The sequence below is a fragment of the Chelatococcus sp. HY11 genome (assembly GCF_018398335.1).
GTDB lineage: Bacteria > Pseudomonadota > Alphaproteobacteria > Rhizobiales > Beijerinckiaceae > Chelatococcus.
The window spans coordinates 228,489-254,482 of sequence record NZ_JAHBRX010000002.1 but is presented as its reverse complement, the minus strand read 5'-3'; the positions used below and the strand labels follow the sequence as shown (position 1 = coordinate 254,482).

The 25,994-nt window shown below is 62.6% G+C and carries 22 protein-coding genes; 12 read left to right on the top strand and 10 right to left on the bottom strand.

The window, feature by feature from the left end; translation table 11 throughout:
* Positions 1 to 79: 79 nt before the first annotated feature.
* From KIO74_RS22230 to KIO74_RS22220, 3 genes are all read right to left on the bottom strand, one after another.
* Complete coding sequence (locus tag KIO74_RS22230; protein ID WP_213336795.1) at positions 80 to 1,162, bottom strand: ABC transporter ATP-binding protein; 1,083 nt, start codon at positions 1,160 to 1,162, stop codon at positions 80 to 82.
* A gap of 119 nt (positions 1,163 to 1,281) precedes the next feature.
* The gene (locus KIO74_RS22225) at positions 1,282 to 2,358 is read right to left on the bottom strand and encodes an ABC transporter substrate-binding protein (protein WP_213336793.1); all 1,077 of its coding nucleotides are present in this window, start codon (positions 2,356 to 2,358) and stop codon (positions 1,282 to 1,284) included.
* A 15-nt stretch (positions 2,359 to 2,373) separates the two neighbouring features.
* Entirely contained in the window at positions 2,374 to 3,201 is an 828-nt protein-coding gene (locus KIO74_RS22220; protein WP_213336790.1) for an IclR family transcriptional regulator, read from the bottom strand.
* 144 nt (positions 3,202 to 3,345) lie between these two features.
* Between KIO74_RS22220 and KIO74_RS22215 the strand changes: the two genes are divergently transcribed.
* Positions 3,346 to 5,391 carry a hydantoinase/oxoprolinase family protein gene (locus tag KIO74_RS22215; RefSeq protein WP_213336788.1) on the top strand — a complete coding sequence of 682 codons (2,046 nt, stop codon included), beginning with the start codon at positions 3,346 to 3,348 and terminating at the stop codon, positions 5,389 to 5,391.
* Positions 5,392 to 5,395: 4 nt separating this feature from the next.
* Positions 5,396 to 7,354 carry a hydantoinase B/oxoprolinase family protein gene (locus tag KIO74_RS22210; protein ID WP_213336786.1) on the top strand — a complete coding sequence of 653 codons (1,959 nt, stop codon included), beginning with the start codon at positions 5,396 to 5,398 and terminating at the stop codon, positions 7,352 to 7,354.
* A gap of 239 nt (positions 7,355 to 7,593) precedes the next feature.
* Here KIO74_RS22210 and KIO74_RS22205 read toward each other — a convergent pair whose 3' ends face one another.
* From KIO74_RS22205 to KIO74_RS22185, 5 genes are all read right to left on the bottom strand, one after another.
* Positions 7,594 to 8,550 (bottom strand): carbon-nitrogen hydrolase family protein, encoded by a 957-nt coding sequence (locus KIO74_RS22205; protein WP_213336783.1) that lies wholly within the window; start codon positions 8,548 to 8,550, stop codon positions 7,594 to 7,596.
* Positions 8,551 to 8,722: 172 nt separating this feature from the next.
* Positions 8,723 to 9,307: a malonic semialdehyde reductase gene (locus KIO74_RS22200; RefSeq protein ID WP_213336780.1), complete on the bottom strand. Its 585-nt coding sequence runs from the start codon at positions 9,305 to 9,307 to the stop codon at positions 8,723 to 8,725.
* A gap of 72 nt (positions 9,308 to 9,379) precedes the next feature.
* Positions 9,380 to 10,168, bottom strand: coding sequence for an anti-sigma factor family protein (locus KIO74_RS22195; protein WP_213336778.1), 789 nt, complete (start codon positions 10,166 to 10,168; stop codon positions 9,380 to 9,382).
* Positions 10,165 to 10,668, bottom strand: coding sequence for an RNA polymerase sigma factor (locus KIO74_RS22190; protein ID WP_213336776.1), 504 nt, complete (start codon positions 10,666 to 10,668; stop codon positions 10,165 to 10,167). The genes KIO74_RS22195 and KIO74_RS22190 overlap by 4 nt, the downstream gene beginning before the upstream one ends.
* 135 nt (positions 10,669 to 10,803) lie before the next feature.
* The gene (locus KIO74_RS22185; protein ID WP_502762133.1) at positions 10,804 to 11,178 is read right to left on the bottom strand and encodes a COG4315 family predicted lipoprotein; all 375 of its coding nucleotides are present in this window, start codon (positions 11,176 to 11,178) and stop codon (positions 10,804 to 10,806) included.
* 258 nt (positions 11,179 to 11,436) lie between these two features.
* Here KIO74_RS22185 and KIO74_RS22180 point away from each other — a divergent pair, with 258 nt between their 5' ends.
* On the top strand, positions 11,437 to 12,156 hold the full coding sequence (locus KIO74_RS22180; protein ID WP_213336773.1) for an MgtC/SapB family protein: 720 nt from the start codon (positions 11,437 to 11,439) through the stop codon (positions 12,154 to 12,156).
* Between the two features lie 282 nt (positions 12,157 to 12,438).
* Here the strand turns inward: KIO74_RS22180 and KIO74_RS22175 are convergent, their stop codons facing one another.
* Together KIO74_RS22175 and KIO74_RS22170 are read right to left on the bottom strand one after the other, a co-directional pair.
* Positions 12,439 to 13,410: a VOC family protein gene (locus tag KIO74_RS22175; protein ID WP_213336772.1), complete on the bottom strand. Its 972-nt coding sequence runs from the start codon at positions 13,408 to 13,410 to the stop codon at positions 12,439 to 12,441.
* 173 nt (positions 13,411 to 13,583) lie between these two features.
* The gene (locus KIO74_RS22170) at positions 13,584 to 14,657 is read right to left on the bottom strand and encodes a LacI family DNA-binding transcriptional regulator (RefSeq protein ID WP_249731434.1); all 1,074 of its coding nucleotides are present in this window, start codon (positions 14,655 to 14,657) and stop codon (positions 13,584 to 13,586) included.
* Positions 14,658 to 14,868: 211 nt separating this feature from the next.
* Between KIO74_RS22170 and KIO74_RS22165 the strand changes: the two genes are divergently transcribed.
* The 9 genes from KIO74_RS22165 to KIO74_RS22125 all read left to right on the top strand — a co-directional run bounded on the left by KIO74_RS22165 (position 14,869) and on the right by KIO74_RS22125 (position 25,960).
* Positions 14,869 to 16,812, top strand: coding sequence for an ABC transporter substrate-binding protein (locus tag KIO74_RS22165; protein ID WP_213336769.1), 1,944 nt, complete (start codon positions 14,869 to 14,871; stop codon positions 16,810 to 16,812).
* Positions 16,813 to 16,941: 129 nt separating this feature from the next.
* Entirely contained in the window at positions 16,942 to 17,928 is a 987-nt protein-coding gene (locus tag KIO74_RS22160; protein WP_213336766.1) for an ABC transporter permease, read from the top strand.
* Between the two features lie 10 nt (positions 17,929 to 17,938).
* Positions 17,939 to 19,069: an ABC transporter permease gene (locus KIO74_RS22155; protein ID WP_213336763.1), complete on the top strand. Its 1,131-nt coding sequence runs from the start codon at positions 17,939 to 17,941 to the stop codon at positions 19,067 to 19,069.
* Positions 19,047 to 20,189 carry an ABC transporter ATP-binding protein gene (locus KIO74_RS22150; RefSeq protein WP_213336761.1) on the top strand — a complete coding sequence of 381 codons (1,143 nt, stop codon included), beginning with the start codon at positions 19,047 to 19,049 and terminating at the stop codon, positions 20,187 to 20,189. Before KIO74_RS22155 ends, KIO74_RS22150 begins: the two co-directional genes overlap by 23 nt.
* Positions 20,182 to 21,282, top strand: coding sequence for an ABC transporter ATP-binding protein (locus tag KIO74_RS22145; protein WP_213336759.1), 1,101 nt, complete (start codon positions 20,182 to 20,184; stop codon positions 21,280 to 21,282). Before KIO74_RS22150 ends, KIO74_RS22145 begins: the two co-directional genes overlap by 8 nt.
* Positions 21,275 to 22,108, top strand: a complete 834-nt coding sequence (locus tag KIO74_RS22140) for a 5-deoxy-glucuronate isomerase (protein WP_213336757.1) — start codon at positions 21,275 to 21,277, stop codon at positions 22,106 to 22,108. Before KIO74_RS22145 ends, KIO74_RS22140 begins: the two co-directional genes overlap by 8 nt.
* Before the next feature lie 93 nt (positions 22,109 to 22,201).
* Entirely contained in the window at positions 22,202 to 24,055 is a 1,854-nt protein-coding gene (locus tag KIO74_RS22135) for a GH39 family glycosyl hydrolase (RefSeq protein WP_213336755.1), read from the top strand.
* 14 nt (positions 24,056 to 24,069) lie between these two features.
* On the top strand, positions 24,070 to 24,882 hold the full coding sequence (locus KIO74_RS22130) for a sugar phosphate isomerase/epimerase family protein (protein ID WP_213336752.1): 813 nt from the start codon (positions 24,070 to 24,072) through the stop codon (positions 24,880 to 24,882).
* 37 nt (positions 24,883 to 24,919) lie between these two features.
* Positions 24,920 to 25,960 carry a hydroxyacid dehydrogenase gene (locus KIO74_RS22125; RefSeq protein ID WP_213336749.1) on the top strand — a complete coding sequence of 347 codons (1,041 nt, stop codon included), beginning with the start codon at positions 24,920 to 24,922 and terminating at the stop codon, positions 25,958 to 25,960.
* Positions 25,961 to 25,994 lie beyond the last annotated feature (34 nt).

Genomic DNA, 25,994 nt, shown 5'->3' with positions numbered 1-25,994 from the left:
TCCGTGTCATGTCAGGCTCGGTTTCATGTCAGGTTGGGCTTGCTGTCAGATCCAATTTCATTTCAGGCCGGATTTCATCTCAGGCCGGATTTCCTGGCGCCTCGACCGGGATGGCACGGCACTCGTTCAGGCTCGCATGGACGGGAACGCCCGTCTCGATTGCCCGAAAGCGCTCGAGATTGGGAGCGGAGCAATGGAGGGACTGCCCCCGCCCGGTGCGCAGATCAAACAGGATGCGATCGCCCTGGAACACCCGCTTCGCAACTTTCAGCGCAATCGCGCCCGGCGTGTCCGGATCGGCCAGTTCGATCCGCTCAGGGCGGATCATCAGCACCGCCCTGCCGCCCCTCTTGAGGCCAGGCCGCACCGCCCTAGCGGCGACATGCAATTCATCGACGGCGACCATGACTTGGTCACCGTCGATGCCAGCCACCTCACCTTCCATGAGACTCGCCTCGCCGATGAACTCAGCCGCGAACCGCGTCGAGGGCGCATCGTAGAGCTCCTCAGGCGACCCAACCTGCTCGATGCCGCCCGCATTCATCAGGATGACGCGGTCAGACATTTCGAAGGCCTCGTCCTGGTCGTGGGTCACGAACACCGTCGTCATACCGAGGCGCTGCTGGATATCGCGGAGTTCGAGGCGCATCCGCTTTCGCAGCAGGGCGTCGAGATTCGACAACGGCTCATCGAGAAGCAGGATCGGCGGCTCGATCACCAGGGCGCGGGCCAGGGCAACGCGCTGACGCTGACCTCCGGACAGTTGATGCGGATAGCGATCCTCGACATTCGGCAGGCCGACGACGTCGAGCATCGTCCGCACACGGCGCGTGATGTCGGGCTTCGGCACCTTGCGCATGCGCAGCCCGAAGGCGATGTTCTCAGCGATCGTCCTATGGGGGAAAAGCGCATAATTCTGGAAGACGAGACCGATGTCGCGGTAGGGCGGCGCGAGACGCGTGATGTCGCGTCCCGCCAGCAGAAGTCGTCCCTCGGTCGGCTGGGTCAGCCCGGCGATGATATGGAGCGTCGTCGTCTTGCCACAGCCGGAGGGGCCAAGCAGCGTGAGGAGTTCACCTTTGTGGACCTCGATATCGACAGGCCCCAGCGCTGTGACGGGGCCGTAGCGTTTGACGATACTCTCGAGCTGGAGGACAGGCATAGTGGCAATGTCTCCGGGCAAAGTTCCACGATCGCGGAGCCGCCGGCGGGACGGCCCGACAGGGCGGATCTGATGAATGCTTCACGCAGGCCCCGCGGAGCCTGATTGGCAAATTGCGGCTAGGCCGCTTGAAGAACTTCCTTGTTCCAGCGCTCGACGTATTGGTCGCGGAAAGCAAACATCGCCATGTAGTCAGTGTTGCGCTGCAATTTTCCGAGAAGCTCCACGTCCGCTTCGCTGAGCTCGAGCTTCTTGAGGTCAGGCGGAAGATTCCGCATCGCTTCCATATTCGTCGGCGGATAGCCTGTCAGCCGCGCGAAAGCGATCTGCGCCTCGGCTTCAAGCGTCGTGTTCATGAACGCATCGGCAAGTTCGAGGCTGTCCTTGGGACGGTTGGCGACGAGCGCCATGTTCCAGATCCAGGACAACCCGCCTTCTTTCGGGATCACGAATTCGACGGGGGCGCCTGCCGCCGCCGCTTGTTCCGTACGCGCGCCGAAGTAGGGCGCGATCCAGACTTCATCCGCCGTCAGCAGTTGCTTGGTGTGCTCGACATTGTTGATGATCTTGCACTGGTTGTCCTTAAACAGCGTCTTGAACTTGGCAATGCCGGGCTCGATGTTCTCGACGGAGCCGCCAAGGGCGATATTGATTGCATGGAAGACTTCCTCGCCCTGCCAGTTCCATGCCGGGAAGGCGACCTTGCCCTTGAAGGCCGGATCCCACATGTCGAGCCAGGAATCGACTGGACGGGTAATTCTCTTGGTGTTGACGCAAAGGCCGTAGGGCGTGTGGCACTTGCCGACGAGTTGCTCGTAGCGGAACGATGGATGGACTTTCTCGATATTGGGAATGCGGTCCGCCGTCCAGGGACGATAGAGGCCCATGGCCACGAGCTGGCCGGCTTTGGTCTGGCTGGAATGGCTGAGATCCCATTGCGGGCGAACGCGCTGGGCCATCACGATCGGCTCCTGGCCGATCCCATGCTTCCACACGAACTCGATGCCCTTCGCTTTCGCGAAGGGATCGGCGAAGGTCTTGTTGACCCACTCGCCCCATGTGCCGCCGGCCATGAGCACGCGAAGATCTTTCGCCGCCTTGGCGGACGTCATCCCAAACCCGCCGATGGCGCCGGCGCCTGCAACCGCGCCAGCACCCCGCAGAACACTACGTCGAGAAAACCTGTTATCTGTCATCGTGTTAGTCCCCTCTTATTCGGCTCCTGCGAGGGTCCGGACTTCGCCGGATTGCTCCTCCGCCAAGCGCACTGCCCGGCTAAAATCCGGCGGGCCGGCGCTCCGCCTCACCCACAATGGATCTCCATAACTGCGCCCAAGCGCCTGGGCCTCTTCCCAGACACGGCGTGCCATATCGAGCCGCATGGCCTCGTCGGTCGCTGCGATCGGATAGGAAATGGAGAAGGCGAAAATTTCTCCCTGGCTCGCATGGCTGACGGCCGCCGCCGTTGCGGCGACCCCCGGCGTGCCCGTGCTGATCGCCAGACTCACCCCGCGCTCGCGGATCTCCGCGAGAATTCGGCGCACTTCGTCGGGACGATCCATCCAGACCGGGTCTGTCGCGACGAGATCAAGTGCCTTTGCCTCCGGCAATTGAGCAAGCAATGCACGACCGCTGGCGGTCTGGAATGCGGGCGCATGCTGCCCGACATCGCGGATAAGCCGCAACGGATAGCTGCCATGCTTGCGACGGACGATGAATAGCCCATCTTTTTCGAGCTTGCTGATGTAGCCGACAAAGCCGAATTCGTTCGTCAGCTTGTCGGATACGTGTTCCATCGCCGTCAACAGGCCATGCTGCGTCAGATAAAGCTCCCCGAGAACGAGCGCACGCGGCCCGGCTATGTAGCCGAAGCTCCCGCTTTCGCGCTCCAACAGCCCGCTCTCGCCCATCGCCTTGAGCAGTCGCGAGACGGAGGTCTTAGGCAGACCCACGTGTCGCGCGACCTCCCCCACCCTGAGAACAGGGTGCTGGGCGTTGAGAAGAGAAAGAATGCGTAACGCGTTGTCCAGTGAACTCATCGACCCCTCGGTTCGAAGTGTTCCATATACAGCAACGGTATTGACAAATATGCTGCACGCAATGTTGGTTAGTCGTCAAGTGCATGATTTGGCGTGCTCAACTTTGAGGCACGACGTGACCAGCCAAATGGCGAGAGTGGACGAATGCTGAGAATTGGCGTCGATATTGGTGGTACGTTTACCGACTTTGCCATCTGGAAGGACGAGGGTGACGGGTACGTCGATATCGGCAGTCACAAGGCCCCGACCTCGCGGCCTAACTTCGCCGATACGGTGAAACAGGGTGTCCGGGATCTCGTCGCTCGCTATGGCGTGGCCCATGACAGCCCGATCCTTGTGGTGCATGGCACGACGGTCAGCACGAACGCGGTCATCGAGCGGTCCGAGCCACCGATCGCGCTGATTACGACCAAGGGTTATCGCGACCTTCTCGGCATAGCGCGCCTGCGGCTCGATAAGCCGGTCGATCTGTTCAATCGGCGCACAACTCCGCTCGTGCCCCGCGAGAATGTATTTGCGATTACAGAGCGAATACTATCGGACGGATCCGAAGATGCGTCGCTGGACGAGGCCGAGCTCATCACGGCCGTCGAGACGGCCATCGCCCGCGGGCTCACCACCATCGGCCTGTGCTTCCTGCATGCCCACCGCAATCCTGCGCATGAACGGCAGGCCGTCGCGCTGATCCGGGGCCGGTTTCCGGACGTCGAGATCATGGCTTCGCATGAGGTGTGGCCTCAGCAGTCCGAATATGAGCGGGCGATGCTCACGCTGCTCAATGTCTATGTGAAGCGTCTTATGGAGGGTTATCTCAAGGATATCGACGATTTTCTTGGGGAAAACTATCCTAATGCGAAGCTTTACATCACAAAATCGAACGGCGGCATCATGTCCGCGGCTGAAGCGCGGGAGTTGCCGATCCATACCCTGCTCTCCGGGCCAGCCGCTGGCGTAACCGCAGCACAGACGCTTGGCCGCTACCTCGGGCTTGATCGCATCCTGACCTTCGACATGGGCGGTACCTCAGCCGACGTCTCGTTGATCGATGGCGGACGACCGATGATCACCGCGCAGGCGGAGGTCGGAGATTTTCCGCTCATGATGCCGGTGACGGCCGTCGAGGCGATCGGCGCGGGTGGCGGTTCCATCGTGTGGCTCGACGGCGGCGTGCTGAAGGTCGGTCCGCGCAGCGCCGGCTCCCTGCCGGGACCGGCTTGCTACGGCCTCGGCGGAACGGCACCGACGTTATCCGATGCCTATCTTATCACCAATTACCTCTCTCCGAAGGGGCTGCTCGGCGGGCGCGTGGCGCTTGACCGTGCCTTGGCGGAGAAGGCTTTCGCGCCGATAGCGGAGGCGCTTGGCACGGATGTGGTGGCGGCGGCGGAAAGCGCGATCGACGTCGCGACGTCCAACATGCTCGCCAAGATCTCCCCCTTCCTCGCTCGCCTGGGTGTCGGGGCTTCAGATCTCACGCTGATGATCTTCGGCGGTGCCGGCGGTGTTCATGGGCCCATCCTCGCCAGCGAGATCAATATCGGTCGCATGGTAGTCCCTCGCCTGCCCTCGGTTTTCTGCGCCTTTGGCGGGCTCGTGTCGGATCTCATGCATGATGCCGTGCGCACCGTTCAGGGCCAGCCCCTCGCACAAGCCGACATTTTCAGTGTTTTCGCCACGCTGGCGGAGGAAGGGCGCGACTGGCTGAAACGCCAAAGCCACGAGGGCCAGGTCAAGGAGACGGAATTCATCCATCTCGCGGACATGCGCTACACGGCGCAATCCTTCACCTTGTCGATCGACCTGTCGACGGTCGTGGCCGCTGGCGGTGGGCTCGACGCGATCGCGGCGGCGTTCCACGCCGAGCACGAGCGTCTGTTCGGCCATGCCAATCCCGGCGCCCCCGTGAGCATCGACACGTTGCGCGTGCGCACGCTCGGGCGTCAGGCCAAGCCCGGCGCGATCGCGCTGGCGGGCGCGGGGACGGAACCCGAACCCGTCGAGCGTCGGAGCGTCAGATCAGGGGGGCGCTGGCTCCCGGATGTGCCGGTCTATGCGTGGAGCGACCTGTCTTCCCACTGGGCGGGGGCAGGACCCGCGATCATCCAGCAGGATCTCGCCACCATCCTCGTCCCGCCCGGCTACGGCGCCCGTGTCGGCGCCCTTGGCGACCTCGAACTCGTGAAGGACTGACACCATGGATCCGGTCCAGACGGAAATCATGAAGAACCGTTTCACGGCGATCGCGGAAGAAGCCGCCACGGTTGCCTATCGCACAGCGCACACGACCTTCGTCAAGCAGACGCAGGACTTCCAGGTCGCGGTCGCCCGTGTCTCGGGTGAGTTCTTTGCCTATCCCATGCTGACAGGCGTGGTTTCTGGCAGCGGCCAGACGATTGCCGGACTGACTCAGCATTTCCCGGAAGACGAGCTCGCACCGGGCGACGTGCTCATTTCGAACGACCCCTTTAGTACCTGGGGGCTCGTTACGCATATGATGGATATCCATCTGGCGCGCCCTATCTTTGTGGATGGCAAGCTTGCCTGCTTCGCCTGGTCTTTCGTGCACGCGTCCGATATCGGCGGCGCCGTTCCGGGAAGTATTTCCCCCGATCTATTCGAATGTTTTCAGGAAGGTTTGCGTCTGCGGCCGACGAAACTCGTCAAGGCCGGGGTCATCAACCAGGATGTCGTTAATATCCTGAAGGATAATTCGCGCATAGGGGATGCCGTCTGGGGCGATCTCGAAGCGCTGATGGCGGCGATGCGCCTTCTCGATCTGCGCATCAATGAGCTCTGCGCCAAAGTCGGGGTCGAGACCTTCCATCGCGGCGTCGATGATGTGATGACCCATACAGAGATAAAAGCCCGACGGGTCATCAGCGCCTTGAAGGATGGTACATACACGTTTACCGACTATATCGAAGGGGACGACTCCGGGGCTGCCGTGCACATCCACTGCCGCCTCACCATCCGGGGCGATGAGGCGGAGGTGGACTATTCCGGTTCCTCACCGCAAGTGCACGCCGCCTTCAATTTCGCGACTGGCAGCCGCACGCATCCATTTCTGTGCCTTGGCCTCACCAATTACATCCAGACCATGGAGCCGGACATCCCGATCAACGGCGGCATCATGCGGCCGATCAAGGCTTACGCGCCCCCCGGAACCGTAATGAACGCCGAATATCCGGCGGCCATGGGCAACCGCTTCGTCGCCGTGATGCGGACATACGATGCGTTGATCGGTTGTCTGAATCAGGCCCTTCCGGATGGCATCGCCGCCAGCGGTGCCGGGCAGGCCGGCATCATCTCGTCGGCCTGGATCGATCCGGGAACCGGTCGCAACCGGGTCGCCGTGGTGGAGCCTTTCTCGGGCGGTTCGGGCGGACGCGTTCGGGCGGATGGCGTCGACGCGAACGATACGATGATCGGCTTTCTCAAGAGCACGCCCATCGAGCATGTCGAGGTGGAGACGCCGCTCATTGTGCGCCGTCATGAGCTCGTACCCTCAAGCTTCGGCCATGGTCGTCATCGCGGCGGGGCGGCGGTCGCGATCGAGCTCGAGAGCCGAGCCCCGGAAGTCACCATCACGGTGCGCGGGCTCGACCGGTTTCGTTTCCAGCCCTGGGGCGTTTTCGGGGGCACCGCCGGCGGCAACAGCGTCGCCACGCTCAACCCGGAGACCTCCCCCGTGCGGATCGGCCGAATCAAGGTCCTGCGCCTCGGTGAGAGGGATCTGCTGCGCATGATTTCTTCATCGGGTGGAGGTTTCGGGCCACCGGTGGAACGGAAGCCGGAAGCGGTATTGCGCGATGTGCTGGACGGCATGCTGACCACCGAGGAGGCCGAAGCCATATACGGCGTCGTCATCACCGAGCGCGAGATCGATCAGGAGCGGACAGCTGCGCTCCGTGCTGGGATCAAGGCTGGTCCATCGCGCTTCAGCGTGCAGCACGGTCCGAGCCGGCGCGCCTTCGAGGCGGAATGGCCGATCGAGGCGAGCGTGGCGCTTGCGGATGCGGCGCTGGCGACCCCCCCGGGCCTGCGCCGGTTCATCATGATCAAGAGCCAGGCGTCGCTCGAGGATGCGGCAAAACCGATAACCCCCGCCATGGTTGTCGACGCCGTCAAGCGCGCCACTGGCCCGTCGGACTAGGTTCAATCGAGATTCAAGTATTGGCCAAGAGATACCACCGTCATCGCCGGACTTGTCCCCGAAATCGGGTTTACCCGATTTCGGCTCTTCATAGGGAACTCGGCAACAGCCGAGTTCCTGTGATCCCGACCGGAAAGGCGCCTCGATCCATCGGGAGGCCGGGACGAGCCCGGCCATGACAGCTGAGAAGGCTGAATGTCAATTGCCCCCAGACGATGCCGCGTGAGGCGCGCCGCGCCTCACGTCTCCGTCTGGCCGGTTTCCGAGAAGCCTGTGAGAGGGCGGCGATTGATGACGAGATCGAGCACGCCGGGTCGCGCATAATGGCCCGCGGTATCGACCAGCACCTTGGCGCGGGCGATCGCGTCGAGATCGATCTCAGCAATGACCAGCGTCTCTTCGCTCCCCTTGTGCGGGCCCGCGATGATGTCACCATTCGGCGCGTAGATCGTGGAACATCCCCCGCCGACGCCGAGCACCTCCTGGGGACCGAGCGCTGTCTCCATCGCTTCAAGATATTGTGCCGTCACGGGGTTTTCCGCGACGATGACAAAGCATTGTCCCGTGATCGCATGGGCGCGCATCACGGTTTCCACCGTCACGTCAAAGGCTGAGCCACGCCCGGCGCTGCTCGCGAAGGTGGGCCAACTCGCGCAATGCAGCTCGATACCCTGCACGATCAGGGCCTGCCGGGCGAGGTTCATCATGTGCTCGTAGCAGATCAAGCCGCCGACCCGGCCGACGGGCGTATCGAACACCGACAGGGTGGAGCCGTCGCCCTGTCCCCAGAGCATCCGCTCCGCGAAGGTCGGCTGCAGCTTCCGGTGCTTGCCGAGCAGCCGTCCGTCCGCGCCGATGAAGACCTGGGCGTTGTACATGGTGCCGCCGTCCCGCTCGCTGATGCCGAGCACGACGGTGACCTTGGCGCGGGCAGCCGCTTCACAGACGGGGTTGAGGTCTCCTGCTGAAAGATCCACGGACTGGTTGAGATAGCTGACGTGGATACCGTATTGCTGGCCAGGCGGATAGAGATTGATCCAGTACGGAAATCCCGGCACGAAGGTTTCGGGAAAACACAGCAGCTCAACCCCACTGCGACCTGCCTCTTCGATCAGGGCGCAGGCCTTGGCGATACATGCCTCGCGATCAAGCAGAATAGACGATGTATGGGCCGCCGCGACGACATGCCGTCTCATGATTCCGCACCTCTTTTTGCAGGACCGCCACGGTATAAGTTCTATTGATAGAACATAGTGTCAATCAAGCAATTGAGGTGGGTCGGCAATCTGATCGCGGGCGTCCCGCCGAGCGCGATAGGCACGGCGGGCGTCGACGGGCGGAGGTGGCAAGCCTCCGCTTTTAGGCGGGTCACGCCATCGCGCAGGCCGTGTCGAAGGCGAGTCGCGGCAGACGTTCCAGGGTGCCCGATGGGTCGGCATAGCCGAGATTGACGATGAAATTGGCCTTCCAGCCGTTGTCCGCGAAGAACTCAGCCTCGACCTTCGCCGCGTCGAAGCCGCTCATCGGCCCGCAGTCGAGGCCCAGCGAGCGCGCCGCCATGATGAGATAGGCGCCCTGCAGGCTGCCGTTGCGAAATGCGGTCTCATGCGCGACTTCAGGCGCCGCAAACCACGGCCGCGCATCCTGATGGGGAAAGAGAAAGGGCAGCTCATCGGCAAAGCGCGGATCGTAGGCGACGATAGCGGTCACAGGGGCCGCCATGGTCTTGTCGCGATTACCGGACGACATGGCTGGGCTCAACCGCTTCTTGCCTTCCGGCGTGTGCACGAAAAGAAAGCGGGCCGGACTACAATTGGCCGAAGTCGGCCCGAACTTGAGCAGGTCGTAGAGGGCATGGATGATGTCCTCCCCGACCGGCTTATCCTGCCATTTGTTTGCCGTGCGCGCTTCAAGAAACAGTTGATCGAGCGCGTCGTCATTCAAGCGCGGCATCTTGAGCCTTCCTGTGACTGAATTTTACACATCGCGGCGACACGAAGATCGGGCATGCACTCTCATCACGCCCTATTGTTGCAGCATCTCGCCATCAAGGCTTTGATAGACGACTTCAGCGATAGGCAGCAACTCGCTTCTGTTGGAGTTCGCCGTCACCGCGAAGCCATAACCCTGGTCGAGCCATGCGAAAGTCGCGGCGTCCCCGTCCTGCCGGAAGCGAAACGCGGTCTCGACACCTTGCGTTGCCTGCACATAGACGGTCAGCCTTCGTCCCCCGGTCGTCTCATACATCAATTGTGCGGCGGCGCCGGCGTCGGTGGAAAGGAGCCGGCCGCCCATCAGATGGAAGCCGAACTGGGTCAGATCTGGGGCTTTCAGGGGGCGCCCAAGGCGCTTGGAGAGCCAGCGGATGAGATGGGCCTCCTGCGCTGCGCCCACCTCCACGGGATGCGCGACCTCGACCACGAAGGTGCGATAGGCCGCGACGGCATCGCGCGTGACAACGGTTGTGCCAAGCGCTAGCGCCGTGCTCTGTCCGCGCGCGAACCAGCCTCCGGCGCCACCGGCGGCCATGAGGACAAGAGCGGCGGCCGCCCCCGCAATCCGTCGCCGCCAGAGTTGCCGTCGGGCTGTGCGAATGGCCGCGATGCGCAGCCGCGCCGGGACGGGTTCAGAGAATTTCGCCTGCAAGGCGCTTCGGAGGGCGCTCCGCTGCTGCTTTTCCAGCGACACACGTGACCTGATATCGGGATTGGCTTCCAGATAATTCTCGACAACCGCCAGCCTCTCGCCGCCGAGACGGCCGTCAACAAACGACTGCAGGTCGTCCTCGCCGATGGGCGCTTGCAAGCCGTTCATTTCACCCTCCGAAGCCACGTCCCACCACCTTTGTCCATCAATCCGCGCAGGCTTTGGCGCGCGCGCGCCAGGCGCGACATCACTGTGCCGCGCGGGATACCAAGAACTCTCGCGGTCTCCTCATAGGAAAGGTCTTCAACGCCGACGAGCAGCAGGACGGCCTTGTGCTCCTCGGGCAGGCGGTCGAGCGCGGTCAGCACATCCTGGGTATCGAGGCCCGCGTCCTGGACAGGGTGAACGCTCAGGGAGACATCATCGATATCGACTTCCGTGCCGCGTCTGCGCCTCTGGCGGAAATCGCTGATGTAGAGGTTGCGCAGGATTGTAAACAGCCAAGCCCGGAGATCACCATCGCGACGGCGCAGATACCAGTGCGCGACGGCCCGTTCCAGGCAATCCTGAACAAGGTCGTCCGCACCGTCGTGGTTGCGCACGAGCGCGTAGGCATAGCGACGCAGGGCCGGTATCTGCGGTTCCAGGAGAGCGGCAACGTCATCCAAGGCGACACACCACGGGGCTCGCGCCCTTCGGCTGGCGCCGCCGGGCGTATGCAGTCCTATGTGACAGCAACAGAACGCGGAGCACCAGCGGCATTTTGACGAGGCGCTCCGGCTGTCGTTTCAGCATAGGGCCCGTCAGGGCGCCGCGACATGCCAGGTGTTGTTGGCAACGCCCTCACCCGTCACGTCACCGGGCTTCGTATCCTTGACCCAGGTGTAGAGGGGCTTCGTCTTGTAGGCCCACTGCTTGGAGCCATCGTCACGGGTCACGATCGACCAGTCGCCGCTCGCGCTGGCGCCAGCCGCAACCATCAGCGGTGGCCAGTTTGAGGCGCAGGTGCCGTTGCAGGCGGATTTTCCGGCCGAGTCCTTGTCGAAGATATAGAGGGTCATGCCCTTGGCATCGACGAGGGTCTTGCCCTTGGACGTCTCGGCCACCTTGGCGGGCGCAGCCGCCTGAGCCAGCGCGCCGTCGGTCATGGCAAGAGTTCCCATGGCAAGAGTTCCCATGGCAAGGGTTCCCATAGAAACGGTTCCAACCAGCATGGCTGCGCGAATGATTGGTGTCAGCATCGCTTCTTCTCCCACGGTCCATCTGACCGCCCAAGGAAGACGCCTGGTGCGACGACTTATTCCATGACCGCGAAATTTTTTTCGCGCGGCTCGCGGCAATCGGCATGGCGAACCCGTGCAACGCGCCGTCACATGGATTGCGGCCAAGCTCATGTATGTTGTGAGCCGGATAACAGATTGAGGCCGGCCGAATCGATGCAGTTCGTAGAGACATTCAATCTGACCGCCTTGCTCGACACCTTTGTGAGCTTGCTCGGCGCATTCCTCCTCGGCACGCTGATCGGCGTCGAACGTCAATATCGGCAACGCAGCGCCGGACTGCGCACCAATGTTCTCGTTGCGGTCGGCGCCGCGGCCTTCGTGGATCTCGCGCTCCTGATCGCAGGAACGGACGGGGCCGCGCGTGTCATCTCCTATGTGGTGTCCGGCGTGGGGTTCCTTGGCGCGGGCGTCATCATGAAGGACGGTGGCAATGTCCGCGGATTGAATACCGCGGCAACCCTGTGGGCGTCGGCAGCCGTCGGGGCCTGCGCCGGAGCTGACAGACTGGCGGAGGCCGGCTTGGTCACGCTGTTCATCCTGGCTGGCAATACTTTGCTGCATCCGCTTGTCAATGCGATCAACCGGTTGCCTATCGATGAGGGCGGCTCCGAAGCCACCTACGAAGTCCGGGTGCTCGCGGAGACGCATCTCGCGCCGGATATCCGGGAACGCATTACAGAGGTCTTGAAGAAGGCAAAGTATCCGGTGGCCGACATCGAGATGGAGCCGAGCACCGATGATCGTACACAGATCGTCGCGACGCTGGTAAGCACCACGGTCGATGCCCAGGAACTCAATACCGCCGTCAGTTCCATACGCCGGCTTGCAGGCGTCCGCCGTGTCAGCTGGGAGGTCAGCACGCTCGACGTCTGATGCTGTTTTTGGTGACCGTGTCCGCCTCCGCAGCCGAACATGCGACCGCAGGTCGGCAACAGGCAGACTGGCTCTAGGTTTAAGCGACATTCAGCCTTCTCAGCTGTCATGGCCGGGCTCGTCCCGGCCATCCCGATTTATGGAGGCGCCCTTCCTATCGGGATCACTGGAACTGGCTGTTGCCGAGTTCCAGGGCAGTGCCGAGATCGGATAAATCCGATCTTGGGACAAGCCCGGTGATGACGGTGCTACCTCTTGGCCATACTTGAATGTCGATTGCCCCTAGCTCGCGAGCAGCCTCACTTTCGTGCCCCAGGGATCGGTCGTCTCGAAGCCGCCATCGACGGCTTGCACAGCGCCACTCTCGGCGAAGCGTCGCTTCTGCTCGGCGTGAAGGCTCGTCTCCATGACCCGCAGCGAGAACCAATCCAGGCCTGTATCCCGTGAATCGCGCAGAGAAGCGCCTTCGCTGTTCCAGGTATTCACGGCAATGTGGTGGTGGTAGCCGCCGGACGCGAGGAACGCGGCGTTCGGCCGATCTCCCCGGGTTGAAGCGAGCCCCAGCCGATCTTGATAGAAGGCCCTTGCCTTGGCGATCTCACCGACACGCAGATGGATATGCCCGATCCTGAGAGATTGCGGCGCGCTGACATAAGTGTCGTGCGAGGTGTCCGCCAACCGCAGGATATCGTCGATATCAAGAGGTTCGGTGCCCATCGTCACCAGATCGCCCTGCCATGTCCAACGCTCGCGCGGGCGGTCGGAATAAACCTCGATACCGTTTCCTTCCGGATCGGTGAGATAGATCGCCTCGCTGACATTGTGGTCCGCAAAGCCATCGATATAGACGCGCAGCATAGCCGCGTGGACCAGCCAGCGGGCGAGATCCTCCCGTGAGGGCATCAGATACGCGATATGGAAGAGCCCCGCGGACCTTTGGCTCTCTTGGTTTGCGTCTGGGCGATGAATGAGGTGCAGCAGCGCCTCGGAGCCCGCGCCCAGAACGATCCCGTCTTCCGTCTTCCGGATTTCGCGCAAGCCTAGCACGTCGCGATAATAGGCCGCCATGATATCCAGGTTGCGGACACGCAACGCCGCTTCCTCGATATGCACCGGCGTGGTGAGCGCAAATGGCAGGCCCGCCGACGCATTGGGCGCGGCCTGGAGCCCCTCTGCTTTCAGGGCACCGGCGAAAGCCGCCGCCGCGGACGATAATCCCAAGAACTTCAGAGCTGAACGACGGTCAAGGATCATAAGGGCGCCACCAAGGATATCGGTGCAACCTTCTAGCTGCGCGCGACGCGTTCTGCTCGTCACAACTCTGTGCATCTAGCCGGCGCCCGCCTGTCCGCCCCTGGGAGAGGATGACTTTGGGGCAACCTCATTGTGCTTGCTCTCGGGTGCCGTACTTGCGTGTCGGGATGTGACTAGGGAAAGGGAAAATCGGTCGTCTGGCGGGCGATCAGATCCGGCTCGATCAGGATGCCATGCTGGGTGTTGCGCTCCTCGATCCTGTCCAGGAGCATCCGCATGGCGAGCTCACCCAGATCCTGCTTGGCCACACGCAAGGTCGTGAGTGCCGGAGAAACGAGCGCCGCCACCGGGATGTCGTCGCAGCCCGTCACCGCAATCTCTTCCGGCACGGCGATGCCTTTGTCCTTCATCACGGACATCGCGCCGATCGCGATGAGATCGTTGTAGCAGATCAGCGCGTCGATCTCGCCGCGATGGGGCAGCAAGGCCCGGCCGACCTCCGTGCCGCCCGCGAGATCCGGGGAACTCGAAACTTCCGTTACAAGGGCAAGATTATGCCGGGCGAGCGCGCGATCAAGGCCGCCACGGCGCTTCTGGCCGCCATAGGAGGTCGAGAGGCCGGACGCGAAGGCGAACCGGCTACGCCCCTGGGCGATCAGCTTCTCGACCAAGGTTTCGACGCCGGAGGCATAGTCGATCTCGATGGTGCCGGCAATTCGTCGTGGCACGACCCTGTTGATGAGGACAACGGCGCGGTGCCCGTCGATCGCGCGGAGGAGACGCTTCTCCTCGAGGCGCGCGCTGCAGAGGATGATACCGTCGACGCGGCGCTCGAGAAGCGTGCCAATGACCTCCTCCTCCCGCGCCGGGTCCTCGACGACATTGGACGTCAGCAGGGTGTAACCCGCGGGCCGCGCCGCGAGCTCCGCGCCTCGGATGATTTCCGGGAAGAACGGGTTGGCGATATCCGGAACGACGATGCCCACGACCTTCGAGCGATCAATACGCAGGTTCTTGGCGAAGCTGTTCGGCCGATAGTTCAGCGCCCCGGCGATCTCCAGAACGCGGGCGCGGGTCTCGGCGCTCGCGCCCCCCCTGCTGTTGAGAACGCGTGAAACCGTCATCGGCGAGACACCGGCTGCCGACGCGACATCGATGATTGTCACGGGCCGCCCGGCCGGCGGCTCGGCGACGGCTTCAGAGGATTGCGCGGGCGACCGCGGCGGGCTTTTGGCATCCATCATCATTTAACGATAGCGTTATCGTTCCAATCTATCGTAGCGCGTGCGCTCAAAGTCTCTGCGGCGTTGTTAGCATAGCAATATCACCTTATCCATGAGCTTCATGATTATATCGTGAGAAATTCATGTCCGGTCCTTGACGCAATTGCAACGATAACGATAACGTAGATTCAACGCCCCGACATCGATCGAGAAGGCGCATATGGGAGGGTCGCTCATGTTGACGAGCCAACGCGCGCTCGGACGCGCGATATTGTACCTGTCCATCGGCTGCGGAGTTCTTGGTATCTCGGAACTGACGACGCGCGCAGCACTGGCCGCGGACTACAAGGAGGCGCCGGGCCTCGCCAAGGAGGTCGCCGGAGGCAAGCTTCCGCCTGTCGCGCAGCGTCTTCCGGACAATCCTCTGGTCGTCAAACCCGTGAATTCCATCGGCAGCTATGGCGGCACGTGGCGGCAGGCGCTCGTGGGAGCCTCCGACGGACTGCTGGAGCGCACGATAGGCTATACACGCCTTGTGCGCTGGGATCCGCAGTGGACGGGAGTCGTGCCGGATGTCGCCGAGAGCTATTCGGTCAATGGCGACGGCACCGTTTATACCTTCAAGCTTCGCAAGGGCATCAAGTGGTCGGACGGAACACCGTTTACCGCCGATGATATCCTGTTCTGGTACAACGACATCCTGATGAACAAGGAGATCACGCCGGCGGTTCCACGCTGGCTGAGATCCGGGAATGACCCGGTTGTCGTTTCGAAGGTGGACGATTCAACGATCCAGTTCAGCTTTAAAACTCCAAACGGTATGCTGCTATATTACCTCGCCAGCAATCTCGGTTCAGATATCCTGGCGGGATCGCCGGCGCATTACCTCAAGAAATTCCACAAGGCTCATAATCCCGATGTCGATCAACTGGTGAAGGCGGCCGGTTCTCCGAGCTGGGTCGCTCTCATCCAGGCCAAAGTCGGCAACTGGCAGTCGCCGGACCGCTGGCGGGATGCATCACGCCCCGTGCTTGACCCCTGGAAGTTGACGGTGCCTTACACCGGCACAACGCAGGTGGTCGCGGAGCGTAATCCCTATTATTTCAAGGTTGATCCCGAGGGTAACCAGCTGCCCTACATCGACCGGGTCACCTACGACGTCATGGGCGATGTCCAATCCGTCATTCTGAAGGCCACCAATGGCGGCCTCGACATGCAGGCACAGCGGCTCAATTCGCTGGAAACGGGCATGGTGCTGGCCGCGCATCGCGAGCAAGGCGGCTACAAGCTGTTCAAGGTTCAGCCGGCCTGGTCGAATGGCATGCTCATCTGCCTCAACCAGACCGTCAAAAATCCGGTTCTGCGGCAAGTATTCCAGAACAAGGATTTCCGCATAGGATTGTCGCTGGCGATCAACCGCGATGAAATCAACGACATTCTCTACGCTGGACAGTCGCGCCCTTATCAGGCGGTGCCGCGGCCGGGAACGGCGCTTTACGACGAGAAGCTCGCCACCCAGTATACGAAATTCGATGTAAAGGCCGCCAACGAGGCGATCGATCGATCGGGCTTCACCAAGCGTGACGACCAGGGCTATCGCATAGGCCCCGACGGCAAGCGCATAGCGTTCTCCATCGATGTTCAGACCGCGCGAAAAGATCATATCGATGCCCTAGAGCTTATCCGTAAATATTGGAAAGCCGTGGGTGTCGATATGCAACCCAAGCCGATTGAATCGTCATTCGCCGTGGCGCGCATGTTGGCCAACGATCAGGAAGGCCTCGTGTGGATCGGCGGTGGTGGCTATGATTTCCTCGGGCTCCTTGATCCGAAATGGTATTTTCCCTACGAGAACCAGTCAGCCTTTGGCTCGGCCTGGGGCATCTACTACCAGAATCCGAAGGATCCGAATGCCGAGGAGCCGCCGGCCTGGGCCAAGAAGCAGCAGGACCTCTACACCGAACTGCTGAAGACCGTCAGTGACGAAGGCAAACTCGCGCTGATGCGGCAGATCCTGGCGATCACTGGCGAGGAATTTCCTGTGATCGGCACGGATATGGATCCCGACAACTACGGCGTCGTGAAGACCAATTTTCACAACGTCCCGGAGATCATGCCCGATACGGCCTTCTATGTGACGCCAGGGCCGACAAACCCTGAGCAATACTTCATGAAATAAGGCACGAGGAGGCGCGCCCAACAAGCGCGCCTCCCACCCAACACCGAATAGGCGTCCCTGACGTCAGGTCAGCGGATTTGGGATGCGATCGCGAGGCTGCGCCGTGGACGTTGCGGCGAAGGAGTGATCATGTGGCGCTTCATTGCACAACGTGTCGTCTATACGGCGCTGACACTGGCTGCGGTCTCGGTGGTGTCGTTCCTCATCATCCAGTTGCCGCCGGGTGACTTTCTGACATCGCTCGCCGGTAAGATGGCGGAACAGGGCGGCGATCTCGACAGCGCGTCGCTTGCCGGTCTCAAGGCCCGCTATGGGCTGGATCAGCCCTGGTACATCCAGTATTGGCGCTGGATAACCGGCATCCTGCTGCATGGTGACTTCGGCCAGTCCTTTGAATGGAACAAGCCGGTCTCCGAGTTGCTGTGGGACCGCATGGGCATGACCTTGCTCCTGTCTCTAGTCACCCTGATCGTGACCTGGATGCTGGCCCTGCCGATTGGGATCTACAGTGCGGTCCGGCGCTATTCCGTGCTCGACTACGTCGTGACGTTCCTGGGCTTCATCGGCCTCGCCATACCGAGCTTCCTGCTGTCGCTGGCGCTCATGTACATCCTGTCGCGCTACGCCGGCATGAGCGTTGGCGGGCTGTTCTCGGCGGCCTACGTCAACGCGCCGTGGAGCTGGGCCAAGCTCGTCGATCTCGCCGCGCATCTGTGGCTGCCTGTGCTGATCCTCTCGACCTCCGGTACGGCTGCGCTGATACGCGTCATGCGCGCCAATCTGATCGACGAGTTGCACAAGCCCTATGTGCAGACAGCCCGGGCCAACGGCCTCGGTGAAATGGAGCTCCTGTTCAAGTATCCCGTGCGTGTCGCGCTCAATCCCTTTGTCTCGACGATCGGCTGGGTGCTGCCGCACCTGTTCTCCGGTGCGGTGATCGTGTCCGTCGTGCTCAGCCTGCCGACCGCCGGGCCGCTCCTTCTCAGCGCGCTGCTCGCACAGGATATGTATCTCGCCGGCAGCTTCATCCTCATCCTGTCGGCCCTGACAGTCATCGGCACCCTGTTGTCGGATCTGCTGCTCGCCTGGCTCGACCCGCGCGTGCGCTATCAGTGAGGTCTTCGCAATGACCGACGCGACTGCCACCGGTGGCCTCGCCCCACCACGCCGAAAGCTCGTCGAGCTCGGCCAATGGGGCCTTATCTATCGGCGTTTTCGCAAGCACAAGCTCGCTTACTGGAGCGGATTCATCGTTCTGGCAATCTATGCGGTGGCGCTGTTTGCGGAATTCGTGGCGCCCTATTCCTCGGATCGTTACAACCCGCGTTACATCTATTCACCGCCGCAAGTGCTCAAGATGTTCGGTCGCGATCAAAATGGCGATCTCGCGCTGCTTTACGTGAATGGATACAAGGTCGAGCTCGATCCCGTGGCTCTCCAGCGCCGCTTCGTCATCGATGAGAGCCGCGTTTATCCCGTCGGCTTTTTTGTGAAGGGCGAGCCCTATCACCTGTTCGGCCTGATCCCGGCCGAGCGCCATCTCATTGGTCCTGTCGATCCCAGCGCGCCGATGTATCTATGGGGCACGGATCGCCTCGGAAGGGACCTTCTCAGCCGCACCATCCACGGCACGCGCATATCGATGTCGATCGGCCTTGTCGGTGTCACGATCAGCCTCGTCCTCGGCATTCTGCTCGGCGGCATCTCGGGCTATTACGGCGGCTGGGCGGATCAGGCGGTGCAAAGGACGATCGATTTCCTCAAGTCGATCCCCACCATTCCGTTGTGGATGGGACTTGCGGCCGCCATTCCGGATCGGATGGATCCGCTTCTCGTTTATTTCTGGATCACGGTGATCCTGTCCTTGATCGGCTGGACGGATCTGGCGCGTGTGGTGCGCGGCCGTTTTCTCTCCTTGAAGACGGAGGATTTCGTGATGGCGGCGCGCCTGGACGGCTGCAGCCGACAGCGCGTGATCTGGCATCACATGGTCCCGTCCTTCACCAGCCATATCGTCGCCTCGGTGACGCTTGCAATTCCGGCGATGATCCTTGCGGAGACCGCGCTGTCCTTCCTCGGCATCGGCCTGAAGCCGCCCGTGGTGAGTTGGGGGGTCCTCTTGAAGGATGCGCAGAGCCTGCTCGCGCTCACTCAGGCGCCCTGGCTGTTCCTGCCGGGCATCCCGGTTGTCGTCGCCGTCCTTGCCCTCAATTTCCTTGGAGATGGGATCCGTGATGCGGCTGACCCCTATTCCTGAGGCGGGCGCGAGCCAGCCACGCGCCACGCGACCGGCGGCCGAACCGCAAGACCGCCTCTCCCAAGACCTCCTCTTCGAGGTGGAGAACCTCAAGGTTCATTTCGCGACGGACGACGGGCTTGTTCGTGCGGTCGATGGTGTCACTTTCGGCATTCCACGCGCAAAAACCGTTTGCATCGTCGGTGAATCCGGTTCCGGCAAATCGATCACCGGGCGCTCGCTGATGAACCTGCTGCCGCATACGGCGCGCATCGTCGATGGTCACGTGCTCTATCATCCCGAGCCCGGGCGGACGATCGACATCGGCAAGCTCGACCCGCGCGGCAAGCCCATCCGTGCCCTGCGTGGCAAGGATGTGTCCTTCATCTCGCAGGAGCCGATGGCGGCGCTCTCTCCAGTCCATACGATCGGCCAGCAGATGGTGCCCGTTATCAGCCGCCATCTCAAGCTCGGCCGCCGGGAAGCCGCCGAGCGGGCCGCCGCGATGCTCGCGCGCGTCGGTATTCCCAAGCCGGCCGAGCGGCTCGACAGCTATCCCTTCGAGTTCTCGGGTGGCATGCGGCAGCGGGTTTGCATCGCGCTCGCCCTCTCCTGCCGACCGAAGCTGGTGATCGCCGACGAGCCGACCACGGCGCTGGATGTCACGACCCAGGCCAATATCCTCGATCTCCTGGTGGAGTTGCAGGAAGAGTCCGGCCTGTCGATTCTCTTCATTACCCATGATCTCGGCGTCGTCGCGGAGGTCGCGAGCGAAGTCGTCGTCATGTATCTCGGCAAGGTCGTCGAACGCGGCAGCGTCGAGGAGATTTTCTACGATCCCCGCCATCCCTATACGCGCGCGCTGCTCAAATCCGTGCCGCGGCTCGGTGCCGGGCGCGATACGCGGCTGGCGGCGATACGCGGGATGGTGCCCTCCCCCTTCGACAGGCCAAAGGGCTGTGATTTCCATCCCCGCTGTGATTTTGCGATCGCCGGTGTCTGTGACGTGACCGCGCCGCAGGACGTGGCGCTCGGCGGCAGTCGGTCTGTCCGTTGCGTCCTGCCCGAGGCCATTCGCCCACCTCAGAACGTGACGCAGAACCCGCCCGCTCACACGCAGAGGACCCTTCGCCATGGCTGAAGCACTTCGAGGTGAAGCATTGGCCAGCGAAGCCCTCGCCGGTGCGGCGGGCGCGCAGACCCTGCTGGAATTGCGCGACGTCGCCAAGGTGTTCGCGCCCCGCACGACCCTTTTCGGGCGGGGCAAGAGCCGGCCCGTGCGGGCCGTCGACGGCGTGTCCTTCGACATCATGGCCGGTGAGACGCTCGGGGTGGTCGGGGAATCCGGGTGCGGAAAGTCCACGGTCACCCGCTGCATTCTCGGCATTCACGCGGTTTCGTCCGGCACGATCCGCTATCGCGACCGCGACGGTCGGATGATCGATTTGACGGCTTTGAGTGAGAACGAGCGTCTCGCCTATTGCACCGACCTCAGGATCGTTTTTCAGGATCCGCAGGCCTCCCTCAATCCGCGCCTGCCTGTCATCGACATTGTCGGCGAGGTGCTCAAGGTCAACCATCTCCTGCCGCGCTCCGAGATCGAGGGGCGGGTCCGCGAGCTGTTGCAACGCGTGGGGCTGCGGCCGGAATACGCGCGTCGCTATCCGCATGCCTTTTCCGGCGGAGAGCGGCAACGCGTCGGCATTGCCCGTGCCTTGGCGACCAATCCACGGCTCGTCATACTCGACGAGGCTGTTTCAGCGCTCGACGTCAGCGTTCGCGCGCAGACGCTCAATCTTCTGAAGGACCTGCAGCAGGAGTTCGGCCTCACCTACCTGTTCGTCAGCCATGATCTCAGTGTCATCGAATATATCTGCGACCGCGTCGTGGTGATGTATGTCGGCCAGATCGTGGAAATCGCGAACGCGGCGGAACTCTTCGCGCGTCCGATGCATCCCTATACCGAGGCGCTTCTTTCCGCCCTTCCCGTGCCGGATCCCGGCTTCAAGCGCCGTGGGCGCCGCATTCACCTGGCCGGTGAGGTCGCTGATCCCGCCAATCGCCCCGCCGGTTGCAGCTTCCATCCGCGATGCCGCTTCGCGACAGATCGCTGCAAGACGGAGACCCCGCCCCTGCGCAGGCTCGAAGGCCGCACCATTGCTTGTCATCACGCCGAGGACCTTGCGTTGCAAGGCGTGGATATGGGTTCAAGCCCAGAGGTTCAACATGCCTAAGCTTATCCGCCAACACGACGGCGCCGATCGCGCCATCCTCGTCGAGGACGCCGTGCTCGATCGTGTGTACTTCAACTGCATCCGGCTCTCCCCCGGAGAAATATTCGAGCTGCGGCTGCCGCGTCATGAATGCGTCATCGTCCTGATGTCCGGCACGGCCGACATCCTGGTCCATGGAGAGCGCTTCGCGGCCGTCGGCGGCCGCGCGGACGTATGGTCAGGCGTCGCCGATTCCGTCTACGCGCCGCTCGGCGCCACGATAAAAATCGAGGCTTTGGCGGTGCCTGTCGAGGTCGCGATCGCCGGCGGCTTGACCGAGGAACGCTACAGCGCCTTTCGCATTCGGCCCGATGAGGTGGAGACGGTGGAGGTCGGTTCGCCGGGAACCCATAGCCGGCGGCGTATCCTGCATATCCTGGGCCAGAACGGCCGCGGCCGTACCGGCCATCTCCTCGTCAGTGAGCTCTACGCGGATGACGGCTGCTGGTCCGGTTATCCGCCCCACAAACATGATACCGATCGCGGCGAGGGCGAGACCGATCATCAGGAGCTCTATCACTATCGCTTCCTGCCGCCCTCGGGCTTCGGCGTGCAGGTGACCTATGACGGCGAGAAGGAAACCTGCTTCATGACGCGCGATCGCGACACAGTCCTCGTCGACAGCGGCTATCATCCCACTGTCACATCACCTGGTCATCGATCCTACATCTTCACGATCCTGGTCGGAAAAGCGCATCGGGGACTGGTCCAATATTTCGATCCCGCGCATCTCCATCTCACGGAGACGATCCCGGGTATCCAGGCCATGCGGGATAAATTCAAGTAACAGGCTCTGGCACGCTCGTCGTCAGGCATCGCCCAAGAGCGACGTTGCACATGCGACGCTCCCGGATGCCCCCCATGATTGAGAGACTTTGACATGTCCGGCACTACCGCTATCCGCGTTGATCTGAAGAGTGAGGCCGAGCCTTTCCGCCGGTTCTGGCGATCCACGGGTTTTTCCCCGGCCGAACTCCTGCTTGAGCCGGAAATGCAGCAGACGCTTGCCTATGTCGGTGGTGTTCCACGCCGTGGCATCGAGTATCTGCGCGTGCATTACATGCTCGACCTCGTCACGGCTGAACGCTTCGGACGGTATGACTGGTCAAGGCTCGACCTTGCGCTCGATGTCATCCTCGAATACCGCCTCAAGCCTTTTTTCGAGCTCATGGGAAACCCGTCCTATCTTTTCACGGATCTCAACGAACGTGATCAGGTCCACCACTGGCGCGACTTCATGGCCGAGCTCGCGCAACGCTACCGCTCGCGCTTTGGCGCGGAGGAGCTGCGCAGCTGGTATTTCGAAACATGGAACGAGCCGGACATCTGGTGGAAGCTCGGCGGCGAGACTGGCTTCAACAATTATTATGACGCCTGTCACGAGGGCTTGCGCGCCGTTGAGCCAGACATCACGCTCGGCGGGCCCGGCGTCGCCCGGCGTATTCCACCGATTTTCAAGTCTTTCCTGGCCCATTGCGACACGGGCGAGAATTTCTTCACCGGAGAGCGCGGCGTTCGCCTTGATTTTATTTCGGTGCATGAAAAGGGCGCGCGCAAACACGCCGAGGACCTTACGCCGAACTCGCTGGCCATCTGCCAGCATGAGATGATGGCCGTTGACTATGTCAGGCAGCACCATCCCCGCTTCGCCCATCTTCCTTTCATCAATAACGAATGCGATCCCCAGATTGGCTGGCACATTCACCATACGTGGCACGGGTTGCCCTATTTCGCCGGGCTCGCGGCGAAGATCATCGATCAGCATCAGCGTCTCCTTATCGACGCCGAGGGGGTGGACTATCCCGTGCTGAGCAACGACAACGGCTTCCTTGGCCGCTGGGGCAACCGCACCCATCTCGCCTATTTCGGCGACAAGGACATCAAAGCGGCGCAGAGCGAACACCTGACGGACATCGGCGCCCTCGAAAAGCGCATCGGGGAACCCGAGCCCTTCGAACTCATCAAGAAGCCGGCGCTATCGGTGATGGAACTGCTGGCCTGGCTGGGCGAGGAGCGGCTCGCCGTGAGCGGTGATCCGCTTGATCCGGATCGCGATGGACTTGGTGCGGTCGCCACCCGGCTAAGCGGGGGCGATCCCGCGATCCTCGTCTATAACAGCGTGGATTCCTTCCGACGTTCCGGCGAGCGTTCCGTTCGCCTCACCTTCGACAACCTGGCGCCGGGCAGTTACGCCCTGGCACTGTTTCGCATCGAGGACGGGCGCGGGGACCCCTATTCGGTCTGGGAGACGCTTGATGATCTCGACAAGCCGAGCGTCGAAGCGCTCACCGCCATGCGCGCGGCTCAGGAGCCGGCACTTTCGATTGAGCAGATCCACGTGTCCGCCGCGAGCCGGCAGGCCACACTCACGCTGGATATCGCTCTTCCGGGCGTCGCTCTCGCGGTGCTCGCCCGTCGCGGGGACGAAAGCCCCGGCGCGCCGAGAGATCTGAGGCTCACCTCCTATGCGGGCCTCAATGGCGCGGTCAACACCGTGCTGTTCTGGCAGAGCGGTGGGGCGGACAGCCTCGAGCTGTTCGACGTTCTCTGGAGCGCGAGCGAGAACGGGCCTTACCGCGTCGTCAATTCCGTCGCCCTGTTGTCGACGGTCTATCTGCACACCGTCGGGCAGGAAGCCGGCTTCTACAAGGTCCAGGCGCGTGATGTCTTCGGGCGGGTGAGCCCGTCGTCACCGGCAGCGCCTGGCATTGCCGCCGCTCCCTCCGCCGCCTGATGAGGCCATAACCTATGCAACACGCATTCTTCACCAAGCCATTTCGCGATGTATCCGCCGCCGCGATGGCTGACACTGTCCGGGATCTCGGCTTCGGCGCGATTGACCTGCTCATTCGGGATGGATGGCACGTGGCGCCGGCCACCATCGGCACGCTGGGCGATCTGGTTCGCGGGCTGCGTGATAGGGGCCTGTCCGTCGCCATGGTGACGACCGATATCACCGAGGCGGAGGATCCGGCGACGACCGCGATCCTCGACCATTGCGCGGCCTCCGGCATCGATCTCATGCGGATCGGCTATTGGCGCTATGATCCCGCACAGGGCTATACCGCCATCCGCGACCGCGGGCGGCGTCAATTGGCTTCACTTGCGCGCCTTGCCGAACGCGCGGGAGTTCGGCTGGCCTTGCAGATGCATGGCGGCACTATCCACAGCTCGAGCGCCCAGATGCTGGCTCTGCTCGATGGCTGCGATCCGCAGTTCATGACGGCCTTCGTCGATCCCGGCAATCAGGCTGTTCAGGAAGGGCGGGAACACTGGCAAGTCACCTTCGATGCGCTGGCGCCATGGATATCGGTCGTCGGAGCCAAGAACGGCGGCTGGTTTCCGGGTGAGATCGATGCGGAGGGGCAGCGGCGTTGGCATGCGGACTGGATGCCGCTCTCCGACGGCATGGTGCCTTGGCACGACATCATCGATCACCTCAAGGCAACCGGCTTCGAGGGCGTGCTCTCCCAGCAGAGCCACTATCGCCTGCCCTACCCGCAGCTCATCGACATCAGCCGTGCCGACCATGGTTTCGTCGCACGACGCCTGGCGAAGTAACTATTCCGATCCTTCCTATGACCGGCGGAACCTTATCATGAGCTTTGCCATCCACACATCCGCGAGCAATGCGGCCAGCAACCATCCCCTCGTCACAATTCTGCTTCCGCCGGAGGCCCGCAGCCTCGTGCTCAGCGAGGCCGCGTTGGAGAAACTGGGAGGCTTCGCGCGGGTGCGGATGACCGATGAGACGTCACTGACCGAGCCGCTCATGGCGCAACTGCTGGAGGGGGCGGCGGTCTGCATCACCGGTTGGGGAACGCCGCCGCTTGAGCCCTATCTCGACGCTTGCGACCAACTGGGTTTGGTCGCGCATTGCGCGGGCAGCATTCGTCGCCTCGTGCCGGCTGCAGCCGTGGCGGACGGACTGCGCGTCACGCATGCGGCGGCGGCCATCGGCGATTCCGTCGCCGAGTTCACCTTGGCGCAGATCCTGATGGCGCTTCGCCATGGAGACGCCTTCGACAGCGGTTTGAAGTCCGGCGCGGGCTGGGAGATGCGGAACCGCTATCCCGGCCGGCTCCTTGGCGCGCTGACCGTCGGCATCGTCGGTGGCGGCTATGTCGGTCGATCCGTCATCCGGCTCATCCGCCCGTTTGGCGCGCGGATCCTCGTCACCGATCCGGTGATGAGCGACGAGGCCGCGCGGGAACTCGGCGCCGAGCGGGTGCCGCTTGATACACTGATCGCGCAAAGCGACGTGGTCTCATTGCACGCGCCGCTCCTGCCCGAAACCACCGGCATGTTTGGAGCGGCCGAACTGGCACGGCTCAAGGATGGCGCGCTCCTCGTCAACATGGCGCGATCGCCGCTGGTCGATGAAGGGGCCCTGCTGGCGGAATTGCGCACCGGACGTATCCGCGCGGCGCTCGACGTGTTCAATGTCGAGCCGTTGCCCATGACGAGCCCGTTCCGCGATCTCGGAGGGCATGTGCACCTGTCGCCCCACGCGGCAGGGCACACGCAGGACGGGCATTGGCGGCAAGGTGATCTCATCGTCGCGGAAGTGGAACGGTTCACGCGGGGCGAACCGCTGCGGCATGAAATTACCGCCGCGAGCTACGACCGCATGGCCTGAAGGGCGGCGGTCGCTATCCGCGACCGCGCCCTCA

Excerpts from the sequence above, each read along its gene's own strand:
- KIO74_RS22230 (WP_213336795.1), bottom strand. The coding sequence starts at position 1,162 with ATGCCTGTCCTCCAGCTCGAGAGTATCGTCAAACGCTACGGCCCCGTC.
- KIO74_RS22225 (WP_213336793.1), bottom strand. The coding sequence starts at position 2,358 with ATGACAGATAACAGGTTTTCTCGACGTAGTGTTCTGCGGGGTGCTGGC.
- KIO74_RS22220 (WP_213336790.1), bottom strand. The coding sequence starts at position 3,201 with ATGAGTTCACTGGACAACGCGTTACGCATTCTTTCTCTTCTCAACGCC.
- KIO74_RS22215 (WP_213336788.1), top strand. The coding sequence starts at position 3,346 with ATGCTGAGAATTGGCGTCGATATTGGTGGTACGTTTACCGACTTTGCC.
- KIO74_RS22210 (WP_213336786.1), top strand. The coding sequence starts at position 5,396 with ATGGATCCGGTCCAGACGGAAATCATGAAGAACCGTTTCACGGCGATC.
- KIO74_RS22205 (WP_213336783.1), bottom strand. The coding sequence starts at position 8,550 with ATGAGACGGCATGTCGTCGCGGCGGCCCATACATCGTCTATTCTGCTT.
- KIO74_RS22200 (WP_213336780.1), bottom strand. The coding sequence starts at position 9,307 with ATGCCGCGCTTGAATGACGACGCGCTCGATCAACTGTTTCTTGAAGCG.
- KIO74_RS22195 (WP_213336778.1), bottom strand. The coding sequence starts at position 10,168 with ATGAACGGCTTGCAAGCGCCCATCGGCGAGGACGACCTGCAGTCGTTT.
- KIO74_RS22185 (WP_502762133.1), bottom strand. The coding sequence starts at position 11,178 with ATGGGAACTCTTGCCATGGGAACTCTTGCCATGACCGACGGCGCGCTG.
- KIO74_RS22180 (WP_213336773.1), top strand. The coding sequence starts at position 11,437 with ATGCAGTTCGTAGAGACATTCAATCTGACCGCCTTGCTCGACACCTTT.
- KIO74_RS22175 (WP_213336772.1), bottom strand. The coding sequence starts at position 13,410 with ATGATCCTTGACCGTCGTTCAGCTCTGAAGTTCTTGGGATTATCGTCC.
- KIO74_RS22170 (WP_249731434.1), bottom strand. The coding sequence starts at position 14,657 with ATGATGATGGATGCCAAAAGCCCGCCGCGGTCGCCCGCGCAATCCTCT.
- KIO74_RS22165 (WP_213336769.1), top strand. The coding sequence starts at position 14,869 with ATGTTGACGAGCCAACGCGCGCTCGGACGCGCGATATTGTACCTGTCC.
- KIO74_RS22160 (WP_213336766.1), top strand. The coding sequence starts at position 16,942 with ATGTGGCGCTTCATTGCACAACGTGTCGTCTATACGGCGCTGACACTG.
- KIO74_RS22155 (WP_213336763.1), top strand. The coding sequence starts at position 17,939 with ATGACCGACGCGACTGCCACCGGTGGCCTCGCCCCACCACGCCGAAAG.
- KIO74_RS22150 (WP_213336761.1), top strand. The coding sequence starts at position 19,047 with ATGCGGCTGACCCCTATTCCTGAGGCGGGCGCGAGCCAGCCACGCGCC.
- KIO74_RS22145 (WP_213336759.1), top strand. The coding sequence starts at position 20,182 with ATGGCTGAAGCACTTCGAGGTGAAGCATTGGCCAGCGAAGCCCTCGCC.
- KIO74_RS22140 (WP_213336757.1), top strand. The coding sequence starts at position 21,275 with ATGCCTAAGCTTATCCGCCAACACGACGGCGCCGATCGCGCCATCCTC.
- KIO74_RS22135 (WP_213336755.1), top strand. The coding sequence starts at position 22,202 with ATGTCCGGCACTACCGCTATCCGCGTTGATCTGAAGAGTGAGGCCGAG.
- KIO74_RS22130 (WP_213336752.1), top strand. The coding sequence starts at position 24,070 with ATGCAACACGCATTCTTCACCAAGCCATTTCGCGATGTATCCGCCGCC.
- KIO74_RS22125 (WP_213336749.1), top strand. The coding sequence starts at position 24,920 with ATGAGCTTTGCCATCCACACATCCGCGAGCAATGCGGCCAGCAACCAT.